19 protein-coding genes are annotated in these 25691 nt (G+C 64.0%); 11 read left to right on the top strand and 8 right to left on the bottom strand.

The window, feature by feature from the left end; genetic code table 11:
- Positions 1-729: 729 nt before the first annotated feature.
- Both HNQ08_RS12350 and HNQ08_RS12345 read left to right on the top strand, forming a co-directional pair.
- Positions 730-2190 carry a mercuric reductase gene (locus HNQ08_RS12350; protein WP_184132275.1) on the top strand — a complete coding sequence of 487 codons (1461 nt, stop codon included), beginning with the start codon at positions 730-732 and terminating at the stop codon, positions 2188-2190.
- A gap of 17 nt (positions 2191-2207) precedes the next feature.
- The gene (locus HNQ08_RS12345; protein WP_184132272.1) at positions 2208-2372 is read left to right on the top strand and encodes a hypothetical protein; all 165 of its coding nucleotides are present in this window, start codon (positions 2208-2210) and stop codon (positions 2370-2372) included.
- 464 nt (positions 2373-2836) lie between these two features.
- Here HNQ08_RS12345 and HNQ08_RS12340 read toward each other — a convergent pair whose 3' ends face one another.
- Positions 2837-5989, bottom strand: a complete 3153-nt coding sequence (locus HNQ08_RS12340) for a GAF domain-containing protein (protein ID WP_184132269.1) — start codon at positions 5987-5989, stop codon at positions 2837-2839.
- 496 nt (positions 5990-6485) lie between these two features.
- Between HNQ08_RS12340 and HNQ08_RS12335 the strand changes: the two genes are divergently transcribed.
- From HNQ08_RS12335 to HNQ08_RS12310, 6 genes are all read left to right on the top strand, one after another.
- Entirely contained in the window at positions 6486-7463 is a 978-nt protein-coding gene (locus tag HNQ08_RS12335) for an ABC transporter substrate-binding protein (RefSeq protein ID WP_184132266.1), read from the top strand.
- A gap of 83 nt (positions 7464-7546) precedes the next feature.
- Complete coding sequence (locus HNQ08_RS12330; protein ID WP_184132263.1) at positions 7547-9100, top strand: sugar ABC transporter ATP-binding protein; 1554 nt, start codon at positions 7547-7549, stop codon at positions 9098-9100.
- Complete coding sequence (locus HNQ08_RS12325; RefSeq protein ID WP_184132260.1) at positions 9097-10089, top strand: ABC transporter permease; 993 nt, start codon at positions 9097-9099, stop codon at positions 10087-10089. The genes HNQ08_RS12330 and HNQ08_RS12325 overlap by 4 nt, the downstream gene beginning before the upstream one ends.
- Before the next feature lie 61 nt (positions 10090-10150).
- The gene (locus HNQ08_RS12320; RefSeq protein WP_184132257.1) at positions 10151-11140 is read left to right on the top strand and encodes an ABC transporter permease; all 990 of its coding nucleotides are present in this window, start codon (positions 10151-10153) and stop codon (positions 11138-11140) included.
- 54 nt (positions 11141-11194) lie between these two features.
- Positions 11195-12061, top strand: a complete 867-nt coding sequence (locus HNQ08_RS12315) for a phytanoyl-CoA dioxygenase family protein (RefSeq protein WP_184132254.1) — start codon at positions 11195-11197, stop codon at positions 12059-12061.
- Between the two features lies 1 nt (position 12062).
- Positions 12063-12305: a hypothetical protein gene (locus HNQ08_RS12310; protein WP_184132251.1), complete on the top strand. Its 243-nt coding sequence runs from the start codon at positions 12063-12065 to the stop codon at positions 12303-12305.
- A 200-nt stretch (positions 12306-12505) separates the two neighbouring features.
- Here HNQ08_RS12310 and HNQ08_RS12305 read toward each other — a convergent pair whose 3' ends face one another.
- Positions 12506-12856, bottom strand: coding sequence for a hypothetical protein (locus HNQ08_RS12305; RefSeq protein ID WP_184132248.1), 351 nt, complete (start codon positions 12854-12856; stop codon positions 12506-12508).
- A 623-nt stretch (positions 12857-13479) separates the two neighbouring features.
- Positions 13480-13854, bottom strand: a complete 375-nt coding sequence (locus HNQ08_RS12300) for an SET domain-containing protein-lysine N-methyltransferase (protein WP_221284147.1) — start codon at positions 13852-13854, stop codon at positions 13480-13482.
- Between the two features lie 329 nt (positions 13855-14183).
- On the opposite strand from HNQ08_RS12300, the gene HNQ08_RS12295 reads away from it, so the two are divergent.
- Both HNQ08_RS12295 and HNQ08_RS12290 read left to right on the top strand, forming a co-directional pair.
- The gene (locus tag HNQ08_RS12295) at positions 14184-14564 is read left to right on the top strand and encodes a RidA family protein (RefSeq protein WP_184132245.1); all 381 of its coding nucleotides are present in this window, start codon (positions 14184-14186) and stop codon (positions 14562-14564) included.
- Between the two features lie 1087 nt (positions 14565-15651).
- A complete protein-coding gene (locus HNQ08_RS12290) occupies positions 15652-16851 on the top strand; it encodes a sigma-70 family RNA polymerase sigma factor (protein ID WP_184132242.1) in 1200 nt (399 codons plus the stop codon).
- A 202-nt stretch (positions 16852-17053) separates the two neighbouring features.
- Here the strand turns inward: HNQ08_RS12290 and HNQ08_RS12285 are convergent, their stop codons facing one another.
- The 5 genes from HNQ08_RS12285 to HNQ08_RS12265 form a co-directional block, all read right to left on the bottom strand.
- Positions 17054-18160 carry a permease prefix domain 1-containing protein gene (locus tag HNQ08_RS12285; protein ID WP_184132239.1) on the bottom strand — a complete coding sequence of 369 codons (1107 nt, stop codon included), beginning with the start codon at positions 18158-18160 and terminating at the stop codon, positions 17054-17056.
- Complete coding sequence (locus HNQ08_RS12280; protein WP_184132236.1) at positions 18157-18519, bottom strand: PadR family transcriptional regulator; 363 nt, start codon at positions 18517-18519, stop codon at positions 18157-18159. The genes HNQ08_RS12285 and HNQ08_RS12280 overlap by 4 nt, the downstream gene beginning before the upstream one ends.
- Positions 18520-19216: 697 nt before the next feature.
- A complete protein-coding gene (locus HNQ08_RS12275) occupies positions 19217-20473 on the bottom strand; it encodes a YbfB/YjiJ family MFS transporter (protein WP_184132233.1) in 1257 nt (418 codons plus the stop codon).
- A gap of 203 nt (positions 20474-20676) precedes the next feature.
- Entirely contained in the window at positions 20677-23199 is a 2523-nt protein-coding gene (locus tag HNQ08_RS12270) for an Ig-like domain-containing protein (protein WP_184132230.1), read from the bottom strand.
- 117 nt (positions 23200-23316) lie between these two features.
- Positions 23317-23511, bottom strand: a complete 195-nt coding sequence (locus HNQ08_RS12265) for a hypothetical protein (protein WP_184132227.1) — start codon at positions 23509-23511, stop codon at positions 23317-23319.
- Positions 23512-23644: 133 nt separating this feature from the next.
- Between HNQ08_RS12265 and HNQ08_RS12260 the strand changes: the two genes are divergently transcribed.
- The gene (locus tag HNQ08_RS12260; RefSeq protein WP_184132222.1) at positions 23645-25672 is read left to right on the top strand and encodes a BTAD domain-containing putative transcriptional regulator; all 2028 of its coding nucleotides are present in this window, start codon (positions 23645-23647) and stop codon (positions 25670-25672) included.
- The last annotated feature ends 19 nt before the right edge of the window (positions 25673-25691 follow it).

Below are 25691 nucleotides of genomic sequence, written 5' to 3'. Positions count from 1 at the left end.
GAAACTAACTTGTGTCCGGAGTGTTGAACGCAACGCTATGCAGCTGATGCGCCGTGAGAACGGACGTTCCCGCGTGAGTTGAACTCGAGTGAGATTCGAACCTCTAGTCAGGAGAACTGATGGGGAGACAATGCAATCAGGGGCTGCCGATCTGTGCTTGGTGTGCAAGGCCAGGATGTGACCGTGGTCGACATTGGCCTGCCCGGCATTCAGACCGCAGCTGAGATTCGGGGCGGGTGCTTGGGCGTGCGAGTTGTGATGCGCACTGCCCACGACCTGCGCCAGTACGAGTCCACTTCCTGGCCCAGATCATGGGCAGCACGTAGCTGAACCCGGAGGTGTTGCGCCTGATCGTCAATAACCGGGGCTACTGTCTGACAGGGCGACACTAGGAGGCCCAGAAATCCACAAGCGTAAGGCCCTAGGGCGCAAGTTTGGCGAGCGTCTTCTCAGTCAGGTTGATGGCCCCCTCCCTTCACCTGTGCACGCGAGCGGGAAGGCCAGACCGGACGGCAGTCTTCTCGGGACCGGGCACAGGCGGCCAGCGGGCCGCTCCGGACTTGCCAGTGGTGAAAAAGCGGCTATATCGTGTTCGCGACATTGGCCTTCACGGGATCATCCAGGAAACACCTGTCCTTTGTCTGAGCGGCGACAACATTGCCCCTCTGTTGGCTGCGTGACATCACTCACACTAGCGATGGTGTCTGATGAGGGCTGTTGGAGGAATCTATGTCGCAAAACAAGCCAGATACGGAACGTCCTGCCCCTGATCGCTGTGATGCCGTCATCATCGGTGCTGGACAGGCAGGTGTCCCACTTGCCCAGGCACTGACAGACAGTGGGCGTCAGGTCGTCCTGATCGAGGCCGAGCACGTGGGTGGTACCTGCGTGAACGAGGGCTGCACCCCCACCAAAACCATGATCGCCAGCGCGCGTGTCGCTCACCTCGCCCGCCGCAGCGACGAATACGGCGTTCAGGACGGTCAGGTTCAGGTCGATTTTGCGGCTGTCCAGGCACGCAAGGATAGCGTAGTCGAGCAGTTCCGCTCAGGCAGCCGGGACGGTTTGGAACAGGCGGGGGTTGAGCTGGTGATGGGCCGTGCCCGGTTTATCGGCCCTCACACCGTGCAGGCGACGCTGCCAGATGGGAGCCGGCGGGCCTTCGAGGCGCCGCTGGTCTTCATCAACACGGGTGCCCGCCCCACCTGGCCGAACCTTCCCGGATTACGCGATGTGGGTGCCGTGGATTCGACGGGGCTGCTTGCGCTCCGGGAACTTCCCGAACATCTGTTGATTCTCGGCGGCGGGTACATCGGACTGGAGTTCGGCCAGGCCTTCGCCCGTTTCGGAAGCCGGGTGACGGTTATCGAGCGGGGCGAGCGGCTCGCGAGCCACGAGGACCCGGATGTGGCGGCAGCGCTCACGGACGTGCTGTGTGATGAGGGCGTGGCTGTCCTGTGCGGGCGCGAAGTCGTGTGGACACGCCGCTCGGATTCGGGAGTCGATGTCCTCGTGCGTGATCCACAGGGCGAGCAGATCCTGTCCGGATCGCACCTCCTCGTGGCCACGGGCCGTACCCCGAACACGGACGATCTGGGGCTGGACGTGGCGGGCGTCGACGTGGACGAGCGCGGACACGTGCGGGTGGACGACGATCTGCGCACCAATGTCGAGGGGGTATACGCCTTGGGAGACGTCAAGGGTGGCCCGGCCTTCACCCACGTCGCCTACGATGACTTTCGGATCGTACGCGACGCTCTCCTGCACGGGCAGCGGCGCTCGTGGCACAACCGGCTGATCCCCTACACGGTGTTCACGGACCCGCAACTCGCCCGCGTCGGCCTGGATGAGATGCAGGCGCGCGAGCAGGGGCTGCGGGTGCGGGTGTACACCCTGCCCATGTCAAAGGTGGCACGTGCCATCGAGACGGGGGAGACGAGCGGACTGATGAAAGCCGTCGTGGACGACGAGACAGACCAGATTCTTGGCGCCACGGTCCTGGGGGCCGAGGGAGGTGAAACCCTCAGCGTCCTTCAGGTCGCCATGCAAGGGAATCTGACCGCGAGCGACCTGCGGGACGGAGTGTTCTCGCATCCCACCTGGACCGAATCACTCAATAATCTGTTCATGGGAACGCCCGTCCTGCACACGCCCAAGTCCGCCGCTGACGAACGCCCAGGGACAGGATAAACAGGAGCTGGGCTGTCATGACGTGGCTCACTGCGTTGACGGCAGGCCTGGCCTTCGCCGTGGCGCTGGTGGAGGTGCGGCTGGACAGTGTGTACCCTATGGCCCTCGCGCTCGGCTTGGCAGGCCTTGTGGCCTATGGTCTCTTTCGGCGGGTCGAAGACGTACGCATGGTTCTGGAGTAAGAGCTGGCCTTCCTTGAACAGGTCTCGAGAAAGGCCTACTCATCATCCTTCGCTTTGGTGGGAGGCACGGCTTTCAGGCCCTGGCGGTTCATGCCTGCAAAGGCTTGGACGGGTTTTATGCGTCTATTCTGCTGGGATGCCCCGTCGCTCGCTGCCGTGGCCGGGAAGACCCCGGCTTCTACCTCTGCCCAGGCAGTGAGCTGAGTGAAGATGCCTTGGCCGTCCTTGAGTCTCAGGCTCCGAGCCCTCAGGGACGCGCTCGTGCAGCAACCTCAAGTCTCACCGCTGAAGCCGTGGGCCTCCGGTCTCAGCGTTTCGTCCCCAGACATTCTAAATCAGCCCGCCGGAAGCTCACGACACGCCGTCGTTCAGGACCTGAGGTCAAAGTCCAAGAGTCTCCTGATACACCCAGAGGTTGAAGCGGCTTCTGGGCCACGCCTGCCGTCTTCAGAGGACGCTTCTTCCTATTCCTCGGCGGCCCTGAGCGTGAAATGAAAGGTGCTGCCCTGTCCCGGCTGCCCCTCGGCCCAGACACGCCCGCCATGATGTTCCATAATCTTCTGCACGATGGCCAGGCCCATCCCGGTGCCCTGGTACTCGTCGCGTCCGTGCAGGCGCTGGAAGATCTGAAAGATCCGCTCGGCGTACTGCGGCTCGAAGCCGATGCCGTTGTCACTGACCTGGAGATGCCAGCACCCGTCTTCCCGCTGGGCCGTGATGCGCACCTGCGGGGCGAGGCCAGGACGAGAGAACTTCATGGCGTTGCCCAGCAGATTTTGGAACAGCTGTGCCAGTTCCGACCGCACGCCCAGGACCGCCGGAAGCTCGCCCCAGATCACCTGCGCGCCGCTGTCCTCTAGGGCGCCGTGCAGGCTGTCCAGCGCGTCCTGGAGGGCCTGGCCCAGCGCCAGCCGTGCCGGTTCCTCCCGGATCACGTTCAGGCGCGAGAACACCAGCAGGTCGTCGATCAGGACTTTCATCCGCTGGGCGCCCAGCGTCACGAATTCCAGGTACCGGCGACCCTTGTCGTCCAGGCTGTCTCCGTAACGGCGATTGATCAGCTCGGCAAAGCTGGCAATGGTCCGCAGCGGCTCCTGCAGGTCATGGCTGGCCACATAGGCAAAGCGTTCCAGCTCGGCATTGCTGCGCTCCAACTCGCGGGTACGCTCCTGCAGGGCCCGGGCTTTTTCGGCACCTTCCAGCGTCAGGCCCACGCTGCGCATCACGGTGGCCAGCAGGGCGCGGTCCGTGGCGGTCCAGGGCCGGGTGCCGAACAGCCCCACGACGATCACGCCCTGCACCTTCCCGCCCACCGTCACGGGCAACGAAGCTGTGGCACTGATATGGCCCACAGTGCGCTCCAGGTTGTCATGGCCCTTGTCGTACTCATCCTGATAGAGCGGCTCGCCGGTCTCAAAGGGAATACGCACCGTGCGGGTGGACTCATAGGGCAGTCCGCCGTCCACCTGTCGTTGTAATTCATCGTTGCGCAGGTCGCCGATCTGGGTTTTGACCTGCCAGCTGTTGCCCTCCCGCTCCCAGTACAGCGAGTACCCTTCCGGCAGCAGGGACAGCACGATTTCCTGTGCCCGGACAATCAGGGTGTACGGGTCAGCTTCCAGGGTGAGGTTGCGGGTGAGGCCTTCAAAGGCTTCCAGCGCCTGGGTCCGGGCCTGAAGAGCGTCACGCTGCTCGCTGAGCTGCAAGGACACGTAGGCGCGTTCCAGAGACAGATTGAGGCTGCGCCCGATCGAACGGATGATGGCCTTGCCGTGCTCTGACCACTGCTGCGTTCCCTTAAGGCCCACGGCCATCAGGCCAGCGATCTGGTCACCCACCAGCATGGGAAAAAGTGCGACGGTGCCGTACTCGTCGGTGGCCGCCACCTGTTCACGCTCCGGATTCCAGGCATCGACAAACACCGGCGCCTGGGTCCGCACCGCGTCGCTGAAGGTCGGCGCGTCGGCTGAAATTCCAGCCGTGATGCTCTGCACCACTGCCGGAGCAATGTCTTCCGTCCAGACCTGCGCCCGCCAGATGTCGCCGTCCCGCTCGTAATAGGCCGCGCTGCACTCCGCAAAGAAGCTGCGGAAGACCAGCAGGGCCTCCCGGGCCAGGGTGTGCACGTCCGTGCTCGTGCCTGCCGCCTCTGTGAAACGGACAAACGCCTCATGGGCCGCAGCCTGCTCTCCCAGTTCGCGGGTGCGCTCCTCTACCCGACGCTCCAGCAGCGCGTGGCTGTCCTGCAGCTGCTGGTACAGCCGGGCATTGTCCATGGCCACCGCAGCCTGCGCCGCCAGCCCGACGATGAGCTGCTCGGCGCGTTCCGTAAAGACCCCTGGTTCAGGATGCCCGAAGAACAGCCCGCCGAGCACCTCGCCGGAACGCGACACGACGGGCACCGCCAGATAACTTCTCACGGGCAGATGGCCTGCCGGCATGCCCCTGTGGGGGTCGTTGTGCCCGTACCGTGGGTCCTGAGTGATGTCGTGAGCGCGCACCACCCCCTCGGCGTTGAAGGTCGGGCTGAACACCTGGGTGTTGCGCGGCATGGGAAACGAGGAGAAGGCCTCGCGCGGAACGCCGGAGATGGTGTAGAGCGTGTAGCTTTCCTGCTGCGCATTGACGACGTTGTAGAAAAAGGCTCCGAACTGCGCACCGGTGAGTTCCACGCCGGCGTCGGTCACGCCCTGAACCATGCGGCTCAGGTCCAGTTCGGCCGAAACGGTCTGCACCACCCGGTTCAGGAGCCCCAGGGTGTCGGCCTGTTCCTGCAACCGGACTTCTGCGCTCGTCCGGCTCAGCGCCTGGGCGCACTGCTGCACCATGGCCTGAAGGAACTCCCGCTCCTCGGCGTGGAAGCGCCGCACCTCAGTAAAACTCAGCGCCAGAACTCCCCACAGCTGGCCATCGACCGTCAGGGGTAGGGAAGCCAGGCTGCGGGTCTGCTCCGCACGCACGGCCACCGCCCCCGGATACTGGCGGTCAAACACCGCGCCGGCCACATAGACGGGCTGTCCGGTGCGCGCTGCGTCACAGGGCGGAATCCCCAGATCGAGGGGGAACCGGGCAAAACGCTCGCGCAATTCGGCCGAGTAGCCCACCTCACCGTGCAGTTCCAGGTGCGCCTGATCCGCGGAGGGTCTGACCAGGACACACATATACGCCCCGGCCGCCGACACGACATGCTGAAGCATGACCTCGGTGACCTGATCGGGCGTGTCGGCCTGCGCCAGCGCTGCCGTGACCCCCTGAAGGGCCACCGCCCGCCGCTGCGCGCTGATGTCCCGGATCTGCACCGCCAGCCCTCCATTGCCCGGCACGACCCGAACGCGGACCCACCCTCCGAGCGAAGGATTGAAGGCGTCGTACTCCACCGGACAGTCTTCGGCAAGAGCCCGGCAGCTCTCGGTCAGCCAGCGGGAGCTGAAGGCGTACCCAAAATCTTTTTCCAGAGACCGGCCCAGCAGGGCAGCACCCTGAAGACCAACCATGGCACCGGCACTGTCGTTGGCAAAATTAAAGAGGCCCTGCGCATCCAACGCAAACACCGCGTCGTCGCTGACACCCAGCAGCCGTTCCAGAGCTGCGGGAAGTCGGTCATCGGAAGAGGTCATAGGCCAGCGCGGCTGGGAGGGTAAGAACAGTCAGAGTCCGGCAAGAGACTCTCAGTGTAGGGCATGGCAGGAAGCAGAAATGGTCAGCCCAGAGAGGCATCGACCCATTTCGTTCGTTTCCTCGGACTGGCGCAAAGTCCAGCCAGAACGGCCATCCAGTTCACGGGCATCGTAGAACCTTGACCCATCTGTTTCCCTGCACAGCCACGTCTGTACGGGTTGTTCAGCCTGCACAGGGCACCCCCGTTTCTGCCCATCGCCAGATCCCAGCTGCCTGCAGCGCTTTGAGAAGTTGACCGTGCCAAAAGCATGCTTGTTTAACCAACAAATGCAGCGCCTTGCCACACTCTTGACAAGCCCCAGGGCCCAGTCGCCTAATGTGCGAAACACAAATCCCAAAGAATTGCTTGATGTTCTTCTCATGCAGGCACAGTCCGCGCTGCGGTTGGTCGTCATTTCCCAAGCTTGTCCCCGGACGAGGTTTAAAGGAGAAGTCATGAACAGAAGCCGTCCTGCAATCACGTTGACCCTGGCCCTCGCCTTGACGGGCGTCACGGTGTTCGCCGTGGCCCAGAGCCTGCCGAAACTGGCCCAGAAGACGGTCTACAAGGTGGGCTTTGCCCAGACCGAGAGCAACAACCCCTGGCGCATTGCGCAGACCAAGAGCATGCAGGATGAGGCAAAGCGCTTGGGGCATCAGCTGGTGTATACCGACGCAGCTGGTTCGGCGGCCAAACAGGTGTCCGATGTCGACAGCATGATCGCCCAGCGCGTCGACGCCATCTTCCTGGCGCCGCGTGAGGAAAAGCCCCTGGCCGCCGCGGTCAAGAAAGCACGCGCGGCCGGCATTCCGGTCATTCTGTTGGACCGTAACGTGGACCAGAAGCTGGCCAAGGCCGGCAGTGACTACGTGACGTTTATCGGCAGCGATTTCATCGAGGAAGGCCGGCGCGTCGGCAACTGGCTGGCCAAGAACAAGAAGGGCGAGGCGCGCATTATCCAGCTGCTGGGCACCACCGGCTCCTCGCCGGCCAATGACCGCCGCAAAGGCTTCGAGGACGCCATCAAGGGCAAGGCGGACATGCGGATCCTGGCATCGCAGACCGGTGACTTTGCCCGGGACAAGGGCCGGCAGGTAATGGAAACCCTGCTGCAGGCCAACCCCACAGTCAACGTGGTCTATGCCCACAACGACGAAATGGCCATTGGCGCCATCGCTGCGCTGGAGGCAGCCGGCAAGAAACCCGGCAAGGACGTCATGGTGCTCTCCATTGACGGCGGCCGCGAGATTGTGAAGCTGCTGGTCGACGGCAAGGTGAACTACGTCGTGGAGTGCAATCCCAAGTTCGGGCCCAAAGCCTTTGAGACTCTCAAGGACTACGCGGCGGGCAAGACCATCCCCGCCAAGATCATCAACCCGGACCGCGAGTTCACCAGCGCGAACGCCAAATCGCTGCTCGACAGCGCGTACTGACGCCGCCGGGGAGGGGGCTTGGGCCTCGCTCAGCAAGAGCCCTCCCCGGCCCTGGCTTTCACCCCACGCCGAGGTGGCTGCACGTGGAACACCGTCAACCCCTGCTGCTGATGCAGGGCATTCAGAAAAGTTTCTCGGGCGTCCCTGCCTTGCAGGACGCCCGCCTGAGCGTTGAGCCCGGCGAGGTCCACGCCCTGATCGGCCAGAACGGCGCTGGAAAATCCACCCTGATCAAACTTCTCACCGGGGCCTACCGCCGCGACGCGGGCAGCGTCATGTTCAGGGGAAAGGAGGTGGCGTTCGCCTCTCCGCAGGCGGCTCAGGCTGGCGGCATCAGCACCATCTATCAGGAAGTCAATCTGGTGGGCTATCGCAGCGTCACCGAGAACATCTTTCTGGGGCGCGAACTTGGCTGGGGTCCTTTTCTCGACTGGCGCCGCATGAACGCGCAGGCGCAGGAAGTTTTGGCCCGGTTCAAGGTCCGCGTGGACGTGACCAGCCCGCTGATGTCCCACAGCGTCGCCGTGCAGCAGATGGTCGCGATCGCCCGCGCCGTGTCGTTCAAAAGCCAGCTGGTCATCATGGACGAGCCGACCTCCTCCCTGGATGACCGTGAGGTCGAAACGCTGTTCGGAGTCATCCGGCAGCTCAAGGCGCAAGGCGTCTCGGTGGTGTTTGTCTCGCACCGGCTGGACGAACTGTACGCAGTATGTGACCGCGTCACGATCATGCGTGACGGCCGGACGGTGGCCGAGCAGCCCATGGCCGAGGTCAGCAAGCTGCAACTGGTGGCCAGGATGCTGGGCAAGGACACCAGCGAGCTGCGTCAGGAGGGCGAAACCGCCTTTGTGCGGGGCCGCGCGACCTCGGGCGAAACACTGCTGGAAGCGCGGGGACTGCACACCGGCACGGTGCTTCAGGAGGCCGACTTTCAGGTGCGGGCCGGAGAGATCGTCGGCCTCGCCGGCCTGCTGGGCTCAGGGCGGACGGAGGCGGCGCGGGCGGTCTTCGGGGCCGATCCGCTGCTGGGCGGCGAGGTCCACATGGAGCAGCAGCCCGTGAAGTTCGGCTCGCCGCGCGACGCCATCCGGGCCGGGTTGGGTTTCTGTTCGGAAGATCGCAAGATCGAGGGCATCATTCCCGACCTTTCGGTGCGCGAGAACCTGACGCTGGCCCTGCTGCCCGCTCTGTCGAGGGGCGGCATCGTGGATTCGCGACGTCAGGCCGAGATTGTGGACCGGTTCATCGCGCGTCTGGGCATCAAGACAGCCGGCCCGGACCAGAAAATTCGTGAACTGTCCGGGGGCAACCAGCAGAAGGTGCTGCTGGCGCGCTGGCTGTGCATGAACCCCAAACTGCTGATTCTGGATGAGCCCACCCGGGGCATCGATGTGGGGGCCAAAGGCGAAATTCAGGCCCTGCTGAGCGAACTGGCCCGCGAAGGCCTGGGGGTCCTGATGATCAGCAGTGAGCTGGAGGAACTGGCCGAAGGGGCGGACCTGGTGGTGGTAATGCGCGATGGGCGCAGCATCCGCGAACTGCCCCGCGAGGCGCTGAGCCAGGACGCCATCATGGACGCCATGGCCCACGGCGCTCCTGGTGGGCCCAGCGCCGCCCTGCCTGGAGCGCCGGCATGAGCGGGCCCGAGACCCTCACCCCCCCGGTGATGGCCCGCAGTCGCAGACCCAGGCGGCAGAGCTCCGCACTGCTGGGGCCGCTGCTGGCCCTGGCGGCCCTGTTTCTGTTCAACGCGCTGTTTACGCCCAACTTTCTCAGTGCCCAGACGCTGAACGTCAATCTCACGCAGGTGGCCACCATCGTCATCGTTGCGGTGGGCATGACCCTGGTGATGGCCACCGGCGGCATTGACCTGTCGGTGGGCGCCCTTATGGCCATCAGTGGGGCTCTGGCGCCCATGCTCTTTCTGCATCCCCCACTGGGAAGCCCGGGGCTGGGGCTGACGCTGGCCTTTGTGCTGCCAGTGCTGGCCGCTGGAGCGTTCGGGCTGTTCAATGGCATGCTCGTGACCCGCTTCAACCTGCAGCCCTTTATCGCGACCCTGGTCCTGTTTATCGCCGGGCGCGGCATCGCGCAGGTTGTCACCAATGGGCAGTTGCAGACCTTCAGCGAGCCCGCGTTTCAGTACATCGGCTTGGGCCGGCCGCTGGGCATTCCCTTCCAGGTCATTCTGATGGTCCTGGTGGTTGCCCTGTTCGCCTGGATCATGCGCCGAACCGTGTTCGGCCGGCAGGTGCTGGCTGTGGGTGGAAACGAGGCCGCCGCGCGGCTGGCCGGTGTTCCGGTGGGCCGGGTGAAGCTGGCGGTATATGGCCTTTCCGGGCTGCTTGCCGGCGTAGCGGGCCTGATCGTCATCGCCATCAACGCTTCCTCGGACGCCAATCAGGTTGGCCTGAACATGGAGCTGGACGCCATCGCAGCGGCGGCAGTGGGCGGCACCGCCCTGACCGGTGGCCGCGCGACCATCGTCGGTACGCTGCTGGGCGCGCTGATCATCCAGCTGATCCGTTACACCCTCCTGGCGCGGGGGGTGCCGGAGGCGGTGGCGCTGGTGGTCAAGGCCGTGATCATCCTGGTCGCCGTGTACATCCAGCGTCAGCGCCGCTGACCCCGAATCCGCCGACGCCGGGCCAGTCCAGCCCCGTCCTGTGCAAGGAGACCCCTGACCTGTGACCACCACCCCCACCGCCCGCGTGACCCCCTACTTTCGCACCGTCCAGTTGCTCCAGCAGTACGGCGTTCTCGTCGCCCTTGCGCTGCTGATCCTATTCGGCGCCCTGCGCTACGAGGGCTTTCTGACGTCTTACAACGTCTTTACCGTACTGGGCTACAACTCCATGTTCGGACTGATCGCGCTGGGCATGACCTTTGTGATCATGACGGGCGGCATCGACCTCAGCGTGGGCAGCGTCGCCGCGTTCGCCAGTGTGGTGGCGGCGCTGCTCAGTCCCTACGGCCTGTGGCCGGCCCTGCTGGGGGCCGTCGCGGCCGCCACACTGCTGGGCCTGATCAACGGTCTGGTCATCGCTTACCTCAACATTCTGCCGTTCATTGCCACCCTGGCGATGTTGCTCGCCGCACGCGGTCTGGCCCTGATGCTGGCCAACAACGAGTCGGTCTCGGCCGATTTTGACCACGGCTTCACCGCCTTTGGGCAGGGCACTCTCGGCGGGCTTCCGTTCACTGCCATCGTGCTGTTTGTGGCCTTTGCGCTAGGCATGGTGGTCTTGCGCCTGACCCGTTTCGGGCGCCATGTGCTGGCGATCGGGGGCAACGAGGAAGCCTCACAGCTGATGGGGTTGCCGGTCCGGCGGACGCTGGTGTGGGTGTATGTGCTGTCTGGGGCGCTGGCCGGCCTGGCTGGCGTGATCCTTGCATCGCAGTTTGGGGCGGGACAACCGACCGAAGGCCTGGGCTGGGAACTGACGGCGATTGCCGCCGTGGTGGTGGGCGGCACCCTGCTGACCGGCGGCAGCGGCTCGGTCGGGTCCACGCTGGTCGGCGTGCTGCTGCTGGGCATCATCTTCAACATCCTTAACTTTGAAAATGGCCGGGGCACCATCAGCCTCAGTGCGTACTGGCAGTCCGTGATTCGCGGCGCCTTTTTGCTGATTGTGGTGATTCTTCAAAACAGGCTCACGCGCAACCGGCAGGGGTAGCATAAAGAGGCCCGAATCTCCCCTGACGTTTCCCTCGTCCCTCAGGAGGACCCCATGACCGTGCATAACCCCACGCCCCCCCAGATCAACGCCACGCCCTACGCTGCCCCCGAATACGACGTTCCCACCATCATGGGGGCGCTGTACGGCGACGGCATCATCGGGCTCAAAGGAGCCTTCCCCCGCGAGTGGGCCGCCCGGCTCGGTGAGGAACTTGCCGTGCTGTACCAGCAGGCCCTGGCCCGGCCCGGTGGCGCTGTCGGGCGCGGCACCAACCGTCACTACGTCGAGATTCACCCCGAGGACATCAGCGGTTTTTATGACCTCGTGACGCACCCCTGGGTGCAGACGGTGTGTGCCAGCGTGCTTGGTCCGAACTACAAGATCGTCGAGATCGGTTTTGATGTGCCCAACCCTGGAGCCAAGGATCAGCCGTGGCACCGTGATTTCCGGGCTGGCGACGAGACGCTGGTGGACCGCCGCCTCAATTCCCTGGCTTTCAACCTGACCACAGTTGATGTCGAGGCAGACATGGGGCCGTTCGAGATTGCCCCCGGCACCCAGTGGGACGATCCCAGCGAATACGACCACGGCATGTTTCCCCCAGTCTCGCTGTTCCCCCGGTATCACGCCCTGGCCCAGCGCAAGTTGCCAAAAATGGGCGACATCTCGGTGCGCAGCGCGCTGACTATTCACCGCGGTACTGCCAACGTCAGCAACAAGCCGCGCCCGGTGCTGGTGTTGGGGGTCGACGCGCCCGGTGCCGGACATGACGAATTCCATGACCTGCAGTTCACCCGTGGCTACTACGAGCGGCTGCCACAGGAGGTCAAGAACCACCTGATCTGCCGCGTGGTCGACGAGCTGGAGCCCATCGTCCAGGGCCACACCATTGAAGGCCTGATGATGGGCGACGCCTGAAGTGCGCGAGTTCAACCAGATCGTGGCCCATTTTGGGGACCACGCTGTACCTGGAGAACTGGCCGCGCTCGAAGGTGGGCGCGGCATGTTGCGGGTCACCCTGACCGAGGCGGCTCCGGGCCTGAGCGCCGGTAGCGAATGCCTGCTGGAGATGCACGACGGCGCTCACTTCCGTGTGACAGTCACCGAAGCTCTGGGGGATGAGGGCACTGAATTCCGCATGAAACTCGTGGGCCGGGCCTAATCCAGGCTAGCCAGAGCGATGAGCGGGGGAAAAGAATGCGACGGTGAGTGAGGCTCGGTAAACAGGACTCCGAAGGGTGCTGAAGGCGTTATAACTCCACAGCAATTTCATCCATCGTCCCGCTTCGCAAACCATTACACCATGAGAATTTCCCCGTCTAGCACGGTTTCAAGACCAAGTTATCCGGACGGAAGTCGTGATCAGGTCTCGTCCGGGTTGGCCTGCCAGTCCGTCAGGGCGTAGGCCCCTGCCACCATCCCTGCCAACCCCAGGAAGTACAGCCGCTCGTTTGCACTTCGCCGCCAGGCCGCCAGGCCCAGCAGGAGCGGAAGCGTGCCCAGCTCAATCTTCCCATGTAAGGGAAAGGGCAGCACACGGCGCAACGCAGGCGGAAAGTCGGTGAACACCGTCACACCCAGATACGAAGCAGCCAGGCCTGCGGACACCGCCTGCGTTTCTGAAGAGAGCTTGAGCAGTCGGGGCGCACCGAGCATCAAGGCGCAGGCGCAGTAATCAACAATTCCGTGGCGGGTAGGGGTCAGGGGTTTCATGGATTCAGCGTGCAGCGTCTCGATTCAAGTACGGTGGCAAACTGTTCAGACGCTCTTGAAAAAGCCTATCGAGAAACTTATTCGTAGCCCGTTGACCCTGTGCGTCTTTGACGTTGTGAATATCAAACTTGGCACCAAAATTTCGGGAACCGGTGCTGTAGGGAGGGGCGCATTGGCGGGACCGCGCCGTAGCTGGTCGATTAACTCACGGGCGAGTCCGGCGGGAGCTGTCCCAAGGCGCTGATGCTGATCTTCATCGAAGGATTAGTCGAGGACCGCCCGGCCCTTAGGCGTAGTGACGGCTTCCTAATGCCACCCGGCTGCTGATTGCTGTTTACTATATCCACGCCTGTGTTCACCGCGTGGACGCAGCCGTAGCACGGAGTGCGAGACGCCTCTTGAACTTCTTCTGAGCGGCTGCCGGCGGCGCAGCATCAAGCGAATCATGGCGAGGTACACCAGTATTCTGGTGGTCTTGTGGAAGGCTTAGTTGTCCTTTGACAGGTGTCTGTTATTCCCGAGCCAAGCAAAGGTCCGCTGGTCCACCCAGCGTTGAGGAAGCACGTTGAAGGTGTTCTGGACCTTAAGTTGCGTATGCCCAGCCCGCTGTGCCGTGCCCTCACTCACAGGTAACGGGCAGTGAGTTCCTCCCCCGCGTGAATGTCGCGCAGAGCGACGTACTGAGTCGAGGCGGGATGGCGCGTCACGTCCACGATGTTCGGCTCGTCCGCATGGTTGATGTAGTAGTGGAAGACCTTTGGCGTAACAATGAGCTGGCCGCCCGGCAACTCCTCTTCGTTGTACAGCTCGCCTGCGAGTCTGACCCGTCCGAGGTCCCGGTCCTCGCGCGTGTAGACGAGCCCACCCGTCACGAGGATCAGCAACTCGCCCGCAGTGATGTCCAGGGTGGCGAAGGTGCCGACGCCATGGATGGGCGAGGGCTGCATGACAAGGCGGTAATCGAACCACATTGTGGTGGGCTGACTTGGAGAAAGCATGGAGAGACTGTAGACGCCGGACATGGCCCGCCGAATCGGCCGGATGGCTCAGCCCTCAGCCCTTTGACGAAGGAAGTCGCCGACTCCAAAGGTGCGCCGACCTTTCCGGACGAGCATCAAGATGTGGACGAAGTGCTCGCCGTGCCTGAGGAAAGCCCCTTGGATTTGCAGCGCCTGATGATGCGGAGAACCCCAAGCAGATCCTGGAACCCACAGCTGGACGGACTCTTGCGACGCTGTTGGAGGACAGCGAACTGTCGCCTCACCTGGAGCCCTTTGTGTGGTGGTAATTGGCTGCCCCAACGCATAGGGCGTGGTACAACCTCCCCATGTCACGCCAGAGCTTCACCCCGGAGCGTGCTCCGGCCGCCGCCGGACCCTACTCGCATGCGGTCCGGATTGGTCCGTTTATCCACACGGCGGGTCAGGTGGGCGTTGACCCGGAAACCCGTCAGCCCCACGAGGGTGTGGAAGCGCAGACGCGCCAGGCGCTGGAAAATGTGCGTGCCGCCCTCATGGCCGCTGGGGCGAGCATGGGTGACGTGCTGCGGGTGGGTGTCTACCTGACCCGTGTGGAGGATTTCGCGGCCATGAACGCCGTGTACCGCCAGTTCTTCGAGGCGCCCTACCCGGCCCGCAGCACCGTGTATGTGGGTCTCAACCCAGGTCTGCTCGTCGAGATCGACGCGCTGGCCGTTATGGAGCCCTGACGTCGCTCAACTTGGCTCGGTCAGGGTTTCCCAGGTAACGTGCTGTCCTCTTGAGGATATGAGTGCACCACAGGCGCCCGCCCTTATAGAGCCCGGAAACGGCACGAAGTCCCTAAAGCCACTGGAGACCGTTCATGCGTCATTGGACGCCCGTCTTACTCAGAAATGGACCAATTCAGCGGCAGAAACGTTGACATAAGCAGTGTCAATCGCATATTATTGGAGTCTTGCGCGGTTCGGCTCCGCTGCACAAGTCAACGATTTTTTCTTGCGACGCACGTGTTCGCAAGCTCGAATGTCCGCCCTTCTCCTCCTGGCTCTGCAGGAATTGACCGTAGATCGTGGCCTGACGGGCCAGCCAGCCTGCTCCGGTTTATGGCGACTGCACCCCGAGATCGCACGCTTTGCTTTCGAAGACCTCAGAACTGTTGCGGCTCTCCTGGCCGCCTTGCCCATTCCATCGCGCTTTGGCCTTGCTACCTCCGGCCCGTCAGGTTGACATCCTCCGTTGGGCGAAATACAGGCAGACCCCGGACCAAGACCACGAGACAGAGCGGCACTCAGCTGTTCTTTGAGAACACTGTCTGTTCACCTGCCTGAGGGCAACACTTCAGTCGGTTTTAAAAGGACCACCGATGATCCATATGCAATATCCGCCAGAGATGGCTGCTGCTGAATATGTCGTGGTGACAGCCGCCCAGGAACTCCGCGCTGCGAATAGTTCTTGCAAAACGGGCAGCCCATCAAGGGTGTTCAGCCGCACGAATGCGCTGAGCGCGAGCTGTTCCAGGTAAGCCATTCCAATCCAGATTTCAGAACCCCAGCAGACCGAACCCTTCGCCCCATTTCTCTAAGCCCTCGTTGACTTTCACAGCGCTGCGCAAACTGCACAGACAATCAGGCTGCAAGCGTTCTGGTGAAAGCCGTAAAAAGTGTGATTGACGCCCTCGGTCACGTCGCCCGGATTCCGAACTGACCCCCGAAAACGGCCGCACCACCCGTGTGCTTTCCAGCTTCTCCCTCTGACACCAACCTCTCGCCCTGTTCAGGCGGCCAGCGCCACCTGGGCACCACGGAGATAACCACCATGCCAGCAAAATCCACTCTGAATTCCTCCACGCCCATCCCCAAGCGCGCACGCGCCCCCCGGCAGACCCGGACGGCAACTCTCAGGTCTGCTGCCCACGACCCCGCTACCGAAGGAGAACTCGATCAGCCTGCGGAGCTCACCGCACTGGACCAACTGGCTGCTCCCGTTGATCCGAACGTGCTGGACGATGACCTGAGTCTGGAAGCGGACCTGGATCAGGCTCCAGTGGACACCAGTAAGGAAGCTGAGGAACTCGAAATTCAGATCAGCGCGGACGCCTACCAGGGTGATTCGCTCCGGCAGTACCTGCACGAGATTGGACAGATCGAACTGCTCAGCGCAGTGGAAGAAATGGATCTCGCGCGTCGGTACGAGGAGGGTGAGACGGCCCGCAATGAACTGGAGAGTGACCCCGACCTCGACGACCGCCACCGCCGCCACCTGCAGCGTCTGGTCGAGGACAGCGAAGCGGCCAAGAAAGCCCTAATTGAGGCGAACCTTCGTCTGGTGGTCAGTATTGCCAAGAAATATGCGAACCGTGGACTGAATCTTCTGGACCTGATTCAGGAAGGCAACCAGGGCCTGATTCGTGCGGTCGAGAAGTTCGAATACCGCCGGGGCTACAAGTTCTCAACCTACGCCACGTGGTGGATTCGTCAGGCCCTGACGCGCGCCATTGCGGACAAGTCGCGGACCATCCGCGTTCCCGTTCACATGGTGGAGACCATCAATAAGCTCAGCCGCATCAGCAGGCAGCTGGAGATGGAACTGTCGCGTGAACCTCTCGCGGAGGAGACGGCCGAAGCGATGGGGCCGGGTTGGGACGCCGAGAAGGTGACGGATACGCAGAAGGTGGGGCATGAGCCGATCTCTCTGGAAACACCTATTGGGGAAGAGGGCGACAGCTTCTATGGTGATTTCCTTCCAGACGAGCGCTTTGGCTCGCCCGTGCAGAACGCCAACCAGACGTTACTGAGCGAGGCGCTGGAACGCGCACTGAGCTCGCTGGGTGAACGTGAGGCGCTTGTCCTGAAGCTGCGCAACGGTTTCGTGGACGGTCGCGAACATACGCTGGAAGAAGTGGGCCAGCTTCTGAGTGTCACACGTGAGCGCGTGCGCCAGATTGAAAGCAAAGCTTTGCGTAAACTCAAGTACGCCGAGAGCATGAACGCCGGTTTGCGCGACTATCTGGACTAGAGTGCCTGGCCAACCCTGGCCTGAAACAGCCCTCCCATGTGGGGGCTGTTCTTTTGACCTGGAGGGCGGGAGCCGGTAGCGCCAGCATGGGGCAGGTAGGGCAGCAGGACAGGGAAAATGGGAGCGCGTCCAAGTTGATGCAGCCTGACGGTGGGACGACGAGAACCAGGCTCTCCCCGTTCCGCTGGGAAGATCAGTCCTCTCAGGGCTGACGCTGGACCGATGCGGGTGAAACGACAGTGTAAGCGTCCGGCCCGAAACGTCCGCTGAGCTTGAGGAGCAGCACGGGCGCGGGGTGTTGAGCGTTCCACTGGGCCACAGGGGCTGTAATGAGTTGTTGGTAAGGCTCTAGGGCTTTTTGAAACTCACTGAAGCTCGAATACAGTTTGTAATCTATAAAATCCGCAGGCACCTGAAACTGAACTCTACCGGCCTGGGCCTGGCTGGCCGTGTTCAAGAGATTGAGGAAGCCTCCCACAGGCTTGCCCTTCGCGTCTGTCCCTGTCCAGCTCACCAGTTTGGGGATCACCAGGGCGTAAACGGTATCTTTTTGAAATTCACCCTCGAAGTTGAGCTGACCCCTTAGGCTGTCCCGCTCAATGAGGGCATAGGGCATCTCTAAATCAAAGCCGAGACCAGCGGAAGCAAGGGCGCTGGTGTACATATTGTTGATAACTTGCCAATCATCGGTCTCAAGATGAATGTTCGTGCCGCCCGCTTTCAAGATTGGATTGGTCCATCCACTGAGACGCAAATCCAGCCCGTTGTTTGCCAGACTATAGAAAAGAGCGTCCGTTCGGTAATACGACTTGCCGCCCTGAATCAAACTCACGCCTGGCCACTGGTCATCGGTGATCCCATCTACAGGAGCTGCGCCCGGCAGGGTGAAGGTTGCCTTTTCCGCTGACCCGCTCACTTTCCCACCGGCCTTCTCAATGGCAGCTTTCAATTGCCCGAAGTCCAGGTAACTCGTTGGCCCCGTGTTCGGGAGGCTCCCGTAAATGCTCTGTACCTGTGCCAGCCCCTGTGGCAGCGCTGAGAAGAGGACAGTGGCCAGCAGCGCGCTCAACACGCCCACCTTCCCCAGCGCCGGGGCGGTATACACGTCCAGCATGCCCCCACTGACCTGCACGGGTGCGCCCAGTTCCCGCAGTGTCTGACGCTCGGCTTCCTGTGGACTCAGGCCCGAGAGCCGGAATTCCTGGCAGCGCTCGGCAATATGGCCCTCGAGTTCCATCCTCAACTCGCGCCGTGCCTTGCCCCACAGTCCGCGTGTGGCCTGCCGGACATACCGTTCCGTGGGGTTCATCCTATGCCTCCGGCCAGGGTCCACAGCTTGCTCAGCTGCTGCGTGAAGGTCTCGAAGTCGGCCCGGCGAGTGGCCAACTCACGCCCACCACTCTCGGTCAGGGTGTACGCCTTGACCTGATTCCCGCTGCGGGGGCCACTTTTGAATTCACTACGGACAAAGCCGGCCTTTTCCAGTCGGTGCAGCGCCGGATACAGGCTGCCCACCTTCAGGTCAAAGTAGCCGTTCGTGGCGTCCTGGGCCAGCTTGCTGATCTCCAGGCCGTATTTGGGCGTTCCCTGGATGATGCTTAGCAGGATCAGGTCAAGGTGACCGCGCAAGAGGTTGGCATCAGGTGGGGTGGGGGCGGAACTGGGCATGGTTGGATCTCCTGTATGTCGGATCTCTATATCGTATTCCTATACACTGCGCCGACACCGATAGGAATGTCAAGGCCCGCCCACCATTTTGCCCGGAGCAAACCTGTCTCTTTGACTTGTGCTTGTTAGACAAAGAAGACATCTCGGTGACACTTGTCAATCTGAAGCTACTGGACCATCAGCTTTGGTCTGCATGCTCGGAGCCACCTTGCTTCCTGAGATGGGGTGGGCGTTGAACAGCTAGGGCAGATCATGACGCAAGCTCATTCTTTGGTCCAGATTTGCGCCTCGATGCCTTTTCACTTCGAACGGCCTTTAGCCCACCCTTCCCTTACAGCCACTGTCGACTTATGGCCAGGCCCTCCGGACACTTTGACCTGCCCGATTGCCATCTGTGCTGAGGTTAGGTGTTAAGGGACATGTGACTGTCCGTTCTCAGTGGGTTTAGCTGGTAAGGTCCTGGGCCGGCAAGACTACACGGTCAACATGCATCAACCGCCAGACAATCCTGATGCCAACAGGCGTTGGTCACACCCTAGCTTCCACTAAGGGGGGTGACCCGGTTCCCCAAAGGTCGATTGAGAGCGGGGACCGCCCGGAATCTGCGACGTTGACCCCTTCTTCCGCTTGAGAGCGGTTTGCCACCGTCCTACAGGCGCAGATGTGGTGACAGTGCAACGCAACCCCGCTGACGAGCTCAGCCGTGGTCGCCGACAACCCGCTGGCTGAAGGCCACGCCCGCCCCTACCATCAGGAGGACGGCCGATGCGCCCAGACCCCACCTCAGGCCCCCCGTTCCGGTGTCGGCCAGTGCCCCTGTCAGTAGCGGTCCTAGACTCTGGAACGCCGCGAAGGTGACGGTATAGGTGGCCACCCCCGCTCCCCACACCGCTGCGGGCAGGCTCTGCCGCACGAGCGTGGTGGTCGAGGCCACCACCGAGAGGGCCGTCAGTCCGAACAGCACGGCCGAGAGGGCGGCCACCCAGGGGAGCGTGGACAGGACGGGCAGGGCTGCGCCGGTGCCCATCAGCAGCATCAGGATCCCCATGCTGCGCCCTCCCCAGCGTCTGGACAGCAGGCGGCTCCACACCAGGGGGGCCAGCACCCCGGCCAGGCCCAGCAGGGCCCAGAACAGTGTGATCAGCGGGGTGCTGGCTCCCTGACTGCGCAGGTAGCTGATCGAGAAGGTGGTGTAGGCCACGTAACCGAGCCCCGCACAGGCGTAGGCGATCAGCGAGCTGCGCAGGGGCCACAGTTGGGCCATCCGGATGGCGGCGCTGCCGTGCAACTGGGCGGCTGTGTGCCGGGCGGCGGTCCAGGCCACGCCCAACCCCAGAAACGACACCAGCCCCAGGCCAAGCCAGCCGGCTCGCCATCCGTCCGCACCGAGGTGGGCCAGAAGGGGCGGCAGCCCCAGCCCGGTCAGCAAGATCCCCAGCCCTGCTCCGGCGTAGAACAGGCTCAGGACTGCTCCTGCCCGCTGGGGCGGCGCGGCGGACGCCACCTGGGCCACCAGGAGGCCGCCCGAAGTGAAGGTCACGGCCCCGCCCAAACCAGTGAGGAACCTCATCGCGGCCAGCCAGCGCAGTTCGCCGCTGAGCGCTGTCAGGGCCAGCGTCAGGGCAATACCGAGGAGCGACACCATGAAGGCGGCACGCACCCCGGACCACCGCATCAGGACGGGGGCCAGGACGGCTCCGAGCAGGTAGCCCAGCCCGTTGGCGGTATTCATCGCTCCGGCCTGGACGTAGCTCCAGTTCAGGGCGGTTTGCATGGGGGGCAGCAGCAGCGCGTAGGCGAAGCGTCCAAAGCCCAGCGCCACCACGGGGCCAGTGGCCAGTCCAGCGGCGATCAGGAGCGGAGCCTGCGGGGAAAGGTGAAAGCGTTGGTTTGAAGCTGGGGTCACGTCATACTCCGCCGGCTCGGCGTACCTGGATTGAGTCAGGGGAGTCACCCGGCCAGCATAGCCCTCTCATCGTCTACGAGACTGCCTGGGTCCATGACCCCGGGGATTGCGACAGCGGCGTCATGACAGACCACCGGCAGGGGATTGGGGGATGGGAACGGCTCGCGCTTTTTGCAGGGCATCCGTTGCGGGATCCAAAAAGCCAGCGGGAGTGCCTGACCATCACCAGGCACTCCCGCTGGAACAGTTCGTCATTTCAACGTCGCGTCCACCTGATACAGCTGCGTCCAGTTGGGGTTGGGCTCGTGGGTGATGCGGTGGCCCTGGATGACCAGAGGATCAGTGTTTTCATCGTCCACCTCGTACAGGGTACAGGCCGATCTGGCGCTCACAGGTTGAGTCTCCGTTTTCAGGCTGTACAACACACCGTTGGAGAGATGGTAGATCTTCGTAACGGTCAGGATGTAGTCGTCCGGGTGCGCGCTGTCTTCAAGGAGACCGGTGCGGGACAGCTGAGCGGTCCGGGTGGTCACATGCAGGTAGTTGTTCGTGTCGACGACCTCTTTGCGCTCGTCCACCCTGTAGCTCCACGAGGCGCTCTGCTGGCCGTCGGTGCCCACCTCTCCCAGCGTGCAGGTCGCCTCACCGTCGGCCACGTGGGTGGAGCTGACCGTGCCGCCCGACGCGCCGGAAGCTTCATTCCCGCTCCACTGGGTGAGGGTCGAGCCCACCCAGCGACCGCTGCCGTCACCAGGGGGCGTTGAAGGAGGCGGAGTTGGAGCGGGGTCACTCGCGTCCGGGCTGACCACGACCGAGAGTTTGGCGTCGTCGTCCAGCTCCAGTGGGAACGGCGTCATGCGGCTGATGACGAAGGCGCGGAAGACGGCGGTCTGATTCACGTCGGCGGGGGCAGGCGTCCAGGGGAAGTCGAAGAGCGTCTGTCCCTCCACCGCCGTCTGTTTGCGGACGAACTCCAGCACACCGTTCCGGTCACGGTAGAGGTGCACCTCGGAGACGTTGTAGACGTTGGGCAGGAAATTCACGTTGGTGGCGTTGAGCCCCACGCGGATGGTGCCCTCCTGACCCACCCGGAGCCCCGTCTCGCCAGTGATGCTGCCGTTGGGCGAACGGGTCACAGTGAAGTCCACCAGTTGGGCGAAATTAAACAGTTTGGTCTGACCCCGGGTGCTCAGCAGCCCAAACATGTTCTGCAGGCTTGCTCCCGGCCCCACGCCGCCCGCGTACTTCAGGGCGTAGCTCGACGAATAATCGTTGACTTTCGCCTGTGTCGAGGCGGGCGCGAAGCTGCTCTCCACCTTCGGGCCGAAGGTCACTTCGAGCGCCTCGAAGGTCGGGGCCGACGCACCAAGCCAGGGAAAGGCGGTGACATCCAGACCCGACACCACCTGGACGGCCAGCCCGCTCTCCATTCGGAAGTCCTCTGACACGCTGGGCATCTTCACCTTGGGGGTAAGCGTGCTGGACACGTTCACGTCGCCAGTGGAGGTCACCTCCCCGGTCAGGTCGCTGTACGCAAAGCCGGTATTGATCTTCGCGCCCACCTTGCCCTCCAGGGCAAACTGCACCTTGCCGAGCTTGAGTTTGCCCTCCAGCGCAAAGCCCAGCCCGATGGGGACGGTGGGCGCGATGAAGGACGCGAGCGGTCCGGTGACGGGGACAGGCAGCCGGGCGAACACGGCTTTGCACTTCAGGTCGCCCTGCGCGCCCAGATCGAGGTCAAGGCCGCCGGTGATGGTGCCAGAGATGTCTCCGGCAGCCCTCATGTCGAGCCATTTCAGGTGGCCGCCCTCGATGCTCGCAGCAACGTCCACATCCAGCTTCGACTCGATTTTCAGATTCAGGAGATCCCCGGAGTACAGCACGTCCAGGGTGGTGGTGCACTCGAACAGCCCAACCCTGAACGTCGTTGTGGCGAAGGGGCCGGGCAGGGTCGCGTCACCGGGCAGCGTCTGTGTGCTCAGGCGTCCCGCGCGGACGGGCCCGCCTTCTGGCAGGCGGTAACTGAGCGTCATGCTGCCATCGGCGTGGCGCTCCACCCGTTCCGGAGCCTGCGTGCCCGTGAGCGGCACGAGGTCGCTGGCGCTGAGCTGGGTGCGCTGGGAGACATTCAGGTCCTGGTACAACGCGCCGAGCGGCACGGTTTCGAGCGTCACGACGGTCTGATGGCCGCTGGGGACGCTGGACAGGACACGCCCGCTGACCGGCGACAGGCCGCTCGAGAGCAGCACCTGTCCGGCCTTCGGGGTCACGCCGCTCAGCGTGACCTGAAACTGCGCGCCGACCGGCGATCCGCCGGGGCCGGGCGTCAGCACTGTCGCTCCGGAGGCAATCTGGGCATCGGTGACGACCACGGTGCTGGCGTTCAGCCGGGCGACCGTCACCAGGACTGGTCTGGACCGCACGCCGTTCACTTCGGCGGTGATCTGGCTCGAGCCGACCGGCACGCGTGCCTTCGCCACGCCCTTGGTGCTGATTTCTACAGCGGACGGGTTGGAGGACACCCATTTGACTGTGCCAGTGACCACACGGTTCTGGGCGTCGTACAGGGTGGCTTTCAGGGTGGTGGTCTGCCCGGCACCGGTCAGCAGGGCGGAGGCAGGCGTGACCTCAATGCGGGCGACGGTGACGCGGGCAGCCGCTTCCATGGAGGTCTCAGGTGCCTCGGCTGCTGGGGGCGGTGTCTGAGGGGCGCCGCAACTGGCGAGCGCAAGAGAGATCAGGGCGAGGGCAGGGTAGATGAGCTTCCGGGGCATGACATCCTCCATGGGCGCCTGGGCTGAGCCTGGCGGGCGCTTTGATGTGCGGTGACTGTAAGAACCCCACGGTGATGGCTGGATGACCGCAGGAGAACAGGTCGGCGGTGACAGGCGCTACTGACTGGCCATCACGGCGAACAGGTGTTCGATCAGGGCGTCAAAGGTGTCAAAGTACCGGCGCGTGTGGTTGACGCCGTCATGGACGGAGGCATGCCAGACCTCAGGGTGTTCCCCCTCCTTCCGGAAACGCAGCACATAGACGTGCGATTGGCCTTGCTGGGCGCGGTGTGGAGACGGCCGCTCAGTCATGAATCCTCCTCTTTTGCGCGGGCGAAGCCCACCGGGCCACGTCAGGCCGGGCTGTGTGATGGCCGCGTGACCAGGAAAGCCGTGCCGAACGGAGAGGTCAGGCGGACTTGCTTGTTGTTAAACTGTCTTTATCGTGGAGAACGCGACGCGCTGGACAGTGACGATCCGGGAGGACGCTCGCCTCGTGGAAACGGGCTCGGCCCCGATCATCCTGGAGCGCCGAACCGCCGCTCTGCTCCTGTACCTGGCGTCTGAGGGCGCCGTGTCGCGGTCACGCCTCTCGGGTCTCCTGTACCCCGAAGCGGGGGAGGGGACCGCGCGGAACAACCTCGTGCAACTGTTGCGCCGCCTGAAGCGGGTGGCAGGCGCGGCGCTGGTGGCGGGGGACACCGTGCTGGCCCTCCAGGCGGACGTGAAAGTCAGCGTGGCCGAGGACCCCCAGGCTCCCGGGGCGCTGCTGGGGGCCTTCCAGTTTGCCGACCTGCCTGAATTCGAGACCTGGCTGCTGACCCTGCGCACCCGGCTGACCGACGAGAGGCGGCGGCACCTGAGCGGACAGGCGGACCAGCTGGCGGCCGGCGGGCGCCCTCGTGAGGCGGCGGCCGTACTGGGCGAAGCCCTGCGCCTCGATCCACTGGCAGAGGAGCTGTGGAACCGCCAGATGCGCCTGCTGTATCTTGCGGGCGACCGCACTGGCGCGCTCGCGGCGTACGAGGCGTGCCGGGAGGCGCTCGCCACGCAGCTGGGCGCCGAACCCCTGGCGGCAACGCAGCAGCTGGCCGAGGAGCTGCGGCGGGGCAGTCCGGGGCCAGACCTGCCCCTTCCCCCGCCGGTGATCATGCCGGCCGCTACCCTTCGCCCGCCTGTCCTGATCGGGCGCGAGCGCGAATGGGCCACGATGGAGGAGGCCTGGGCACGTGGGCAGAACATTCTGATCAGCGGCCTGCCCGGCGTGGGGAAGACCCGACTGGCGCAGGAATTCGCGGCCAGCTGCGGGGTGTACGCGCACCAGGAGACGCGCCCCGGAGACGCTGCGCTGCCCTACGGCGCCGCAGCGCGCAACGTGCGGCGCATCCTCGCCGCCTACCCGGACCTGACGCCGGAACCGTGGGAAAAGCGCGAACTCTCGCGCATCCTGCCTGAATTCCTGACCAGCGAAGGGCCGCCGGAACCGATGCGCGTGGAGGAGGACTGGCAGCGGTTCGTGACGGCCGTTGCCCGCATGCTCGGGCACGAGGCCCAGCGGGTGGCGTGCACCCTGGACGACGACACGCAGTACTACGACCGGGCCAGTTTCGAGCTGGGGGCCGTCATCTTCAGGCCGGACCAGACCCACCGCAGTGCCGGGCGGCCCCCCCGGCTGATCGCCACCTTCCGGACGGGGGAAGTGCCCCCTGAACTCCTGCACATGGTCCAGAGTGTCGTCCGTCAGGGTGAGGCCATCCACATCGAGCTGCAGCCGCTGCCTGAAGTGGACGTGCATGCCCTGGTCCGGTCACTCGATCTGCCGGGCGCCGCGGCGCACCTCGACGACCTGACACGCGCGACAGGCGGCAATCCCCTGTACGTGCTCGAAACCCTCAAGCACCTCGTGCAGACGGGCAGTCTGGCGGAGGCGCTCCCCGAACAGCTGCTGCCGCAGACCGTCGGCGCGACCATCACCGGTCGCCTGGGGCGGTTGTCGCCGGGTGCCCTGCATGTGGCGCGGGCCGCCAGTGTGCTGCAGAGTGATTTCGGTCCGGAACTGGTGGCTGAGGTGCTGGGCGCCCCGCTCATGACGGTGGCGGCAGCCTGGGAAGAACTGGAGGCCGCGCAGGTTCTCGCAGGGAACCGCTTCACGCACGACTTGGTGTATGAGGCGGTGCTCTCGGGCATCCCGGACGCGGTGCGCGCCATGATGCACCGGAGCGCCGCGCGGGCGCTGGAGGGCCGCCACATCCCACCCGCGCGGGTGGCGGGGCACTGGCAGAGGGGCAAGGAGCCCGGCCGCGCCGCGCCGTGGCTCCGGCGCGCCGCCGAGGAGGCCCAGGGCACCCGGCGCCCCGTCGAGGCGGACGAGTGGTATGCGGCGGCCGAACTGGCTTACGCAGCCCTGAGTGACCCGCAGGGGATCTCAGAGATGCGCCGGGCACGGGCGGCCCTGATGGGGGTCACGCCCTGATGTGGAGGCCGTGCCGAGC

Origin of the sequence: Deinococcus humi (assembly GCF_014201875.1) — a bacterium.
Classification (GTDB): Bacteria; Deinococcota; Deinococci; order Deinococcales; family Deinococcaceae; genus Deinococcus; species Deinococcus humi.
This window is presented reverse-complemented; position numbering and strand designations above follow the sequence as displayed.

What these genes read in the sequence shown, in the direction of transcription:
- HNQ08_RS12300 (WP_221284147.1), bottom strand. Translation starts at nt 13,854, where the DNA reads ATGCTTTCTCCAAGTCAGCCCACCACAATGTGGTTCGATTACCGCCTT.
- HNQ08_RS12350 (WP_184132275.1), top strand. Translation starts at nt 730, where the DNA reads ATGTCGCAAAACAAGCCAGATACGGAACGTCCTGCCCCTGATCGCTGT.
- HNQ08_RS12290 (WP_184132242.1), top strand. Translation starts at nt 15,652, where the DNA reads ATGCCAGCAAAATCCACTCTGAATTCCTCCACGCCCATCCCCAAGCGC.
- HNQ08_RS12340 (WP_184132269.1), bottom strand. Translation starts at nt 5,989, where the DNA reads ATGACCTCTTCCGATGACCGACTTCCCGCAGCTCTGGAACGGCTGCTG.
- HNQ08_RS12295 (WP_184132245.1), top strand. Translation starts at nt 14,184, where the DNA reads ATGTCACGCCAGAGCTTCACCCCGGAGCGTGCTCCGGCCGCCGCCGGA.
- HNQ08_RS12285 (WP_184132239.1), bottom strand. Translation starts at nt 18,160, where the DNA reads ATGAACCCCACGGAACGGTATGTCCGGCAGGCCACACGCGGACTGTGG.
- HNQ08_RS12335 (WP_184132266.1), top strand. Translation starts at nt 6,486, where the DNA reads ATGAACAGAAGCCGTCCTGCAATCACGTTGACCCTGGCCCTCGCCTTG.
- HNQ08_RS12315 (WP_184132254.1), top strand. Translation starts at nt 11,195, where the DNA reads ATGACCGTGCATAACCCCACGCCCCCCCAGATCAACGCCACGCCCTAC.
- HNQ08_RS12305 (WP_184132248.1), bottom strand. Translation starts at nt 12,856, where the DNA reads ATGAAACCCCTGACCCCTACCCGCCACGGAATTGTTGATTACTGCGCC.
- HNQ08_RS12280 (WP_184132236.1), bottom strand. Translation starts at nt 18,519, where the DNA reads ATGCCCAGTTCCGCCCCCACCCCACCTGATGCCAACCTCTTGCGCGGT.
- HNQ08_RS12270 (WP_184132230.1), bottom strand. Translation starts at nt 23,199, where the DNA reads ATGCCCCGGAAGCTCATCTACCCTGCCCTCGCCCTGATCTCTCTTGCG.
- HNQ08_RS12345 (WP_184132272.1), top strand. Translation starts at nt 2,208, where the DNA reads ATGACGTGGCTCACTGCGTTGACGGCAGGCCTGGCCTTCGCCGTGGCG.
- HNQ08_RS12265 (WP_184132227.1), bottom strand. Translation starts at nt 23,511, where the DNA reads ATGACTGAGCGGCCGTCTCCACACCGCGCCCAGCAAGGCCAATCGCAC.
- HNQ08_RS12325 (WP_184132260.1), top strand. Translation starts at nt 9,097, where the DNA reads ATGAGCGGGCCCGAGACCCTCACCCCCCCGGTGATGGCCCGCAGTCGC.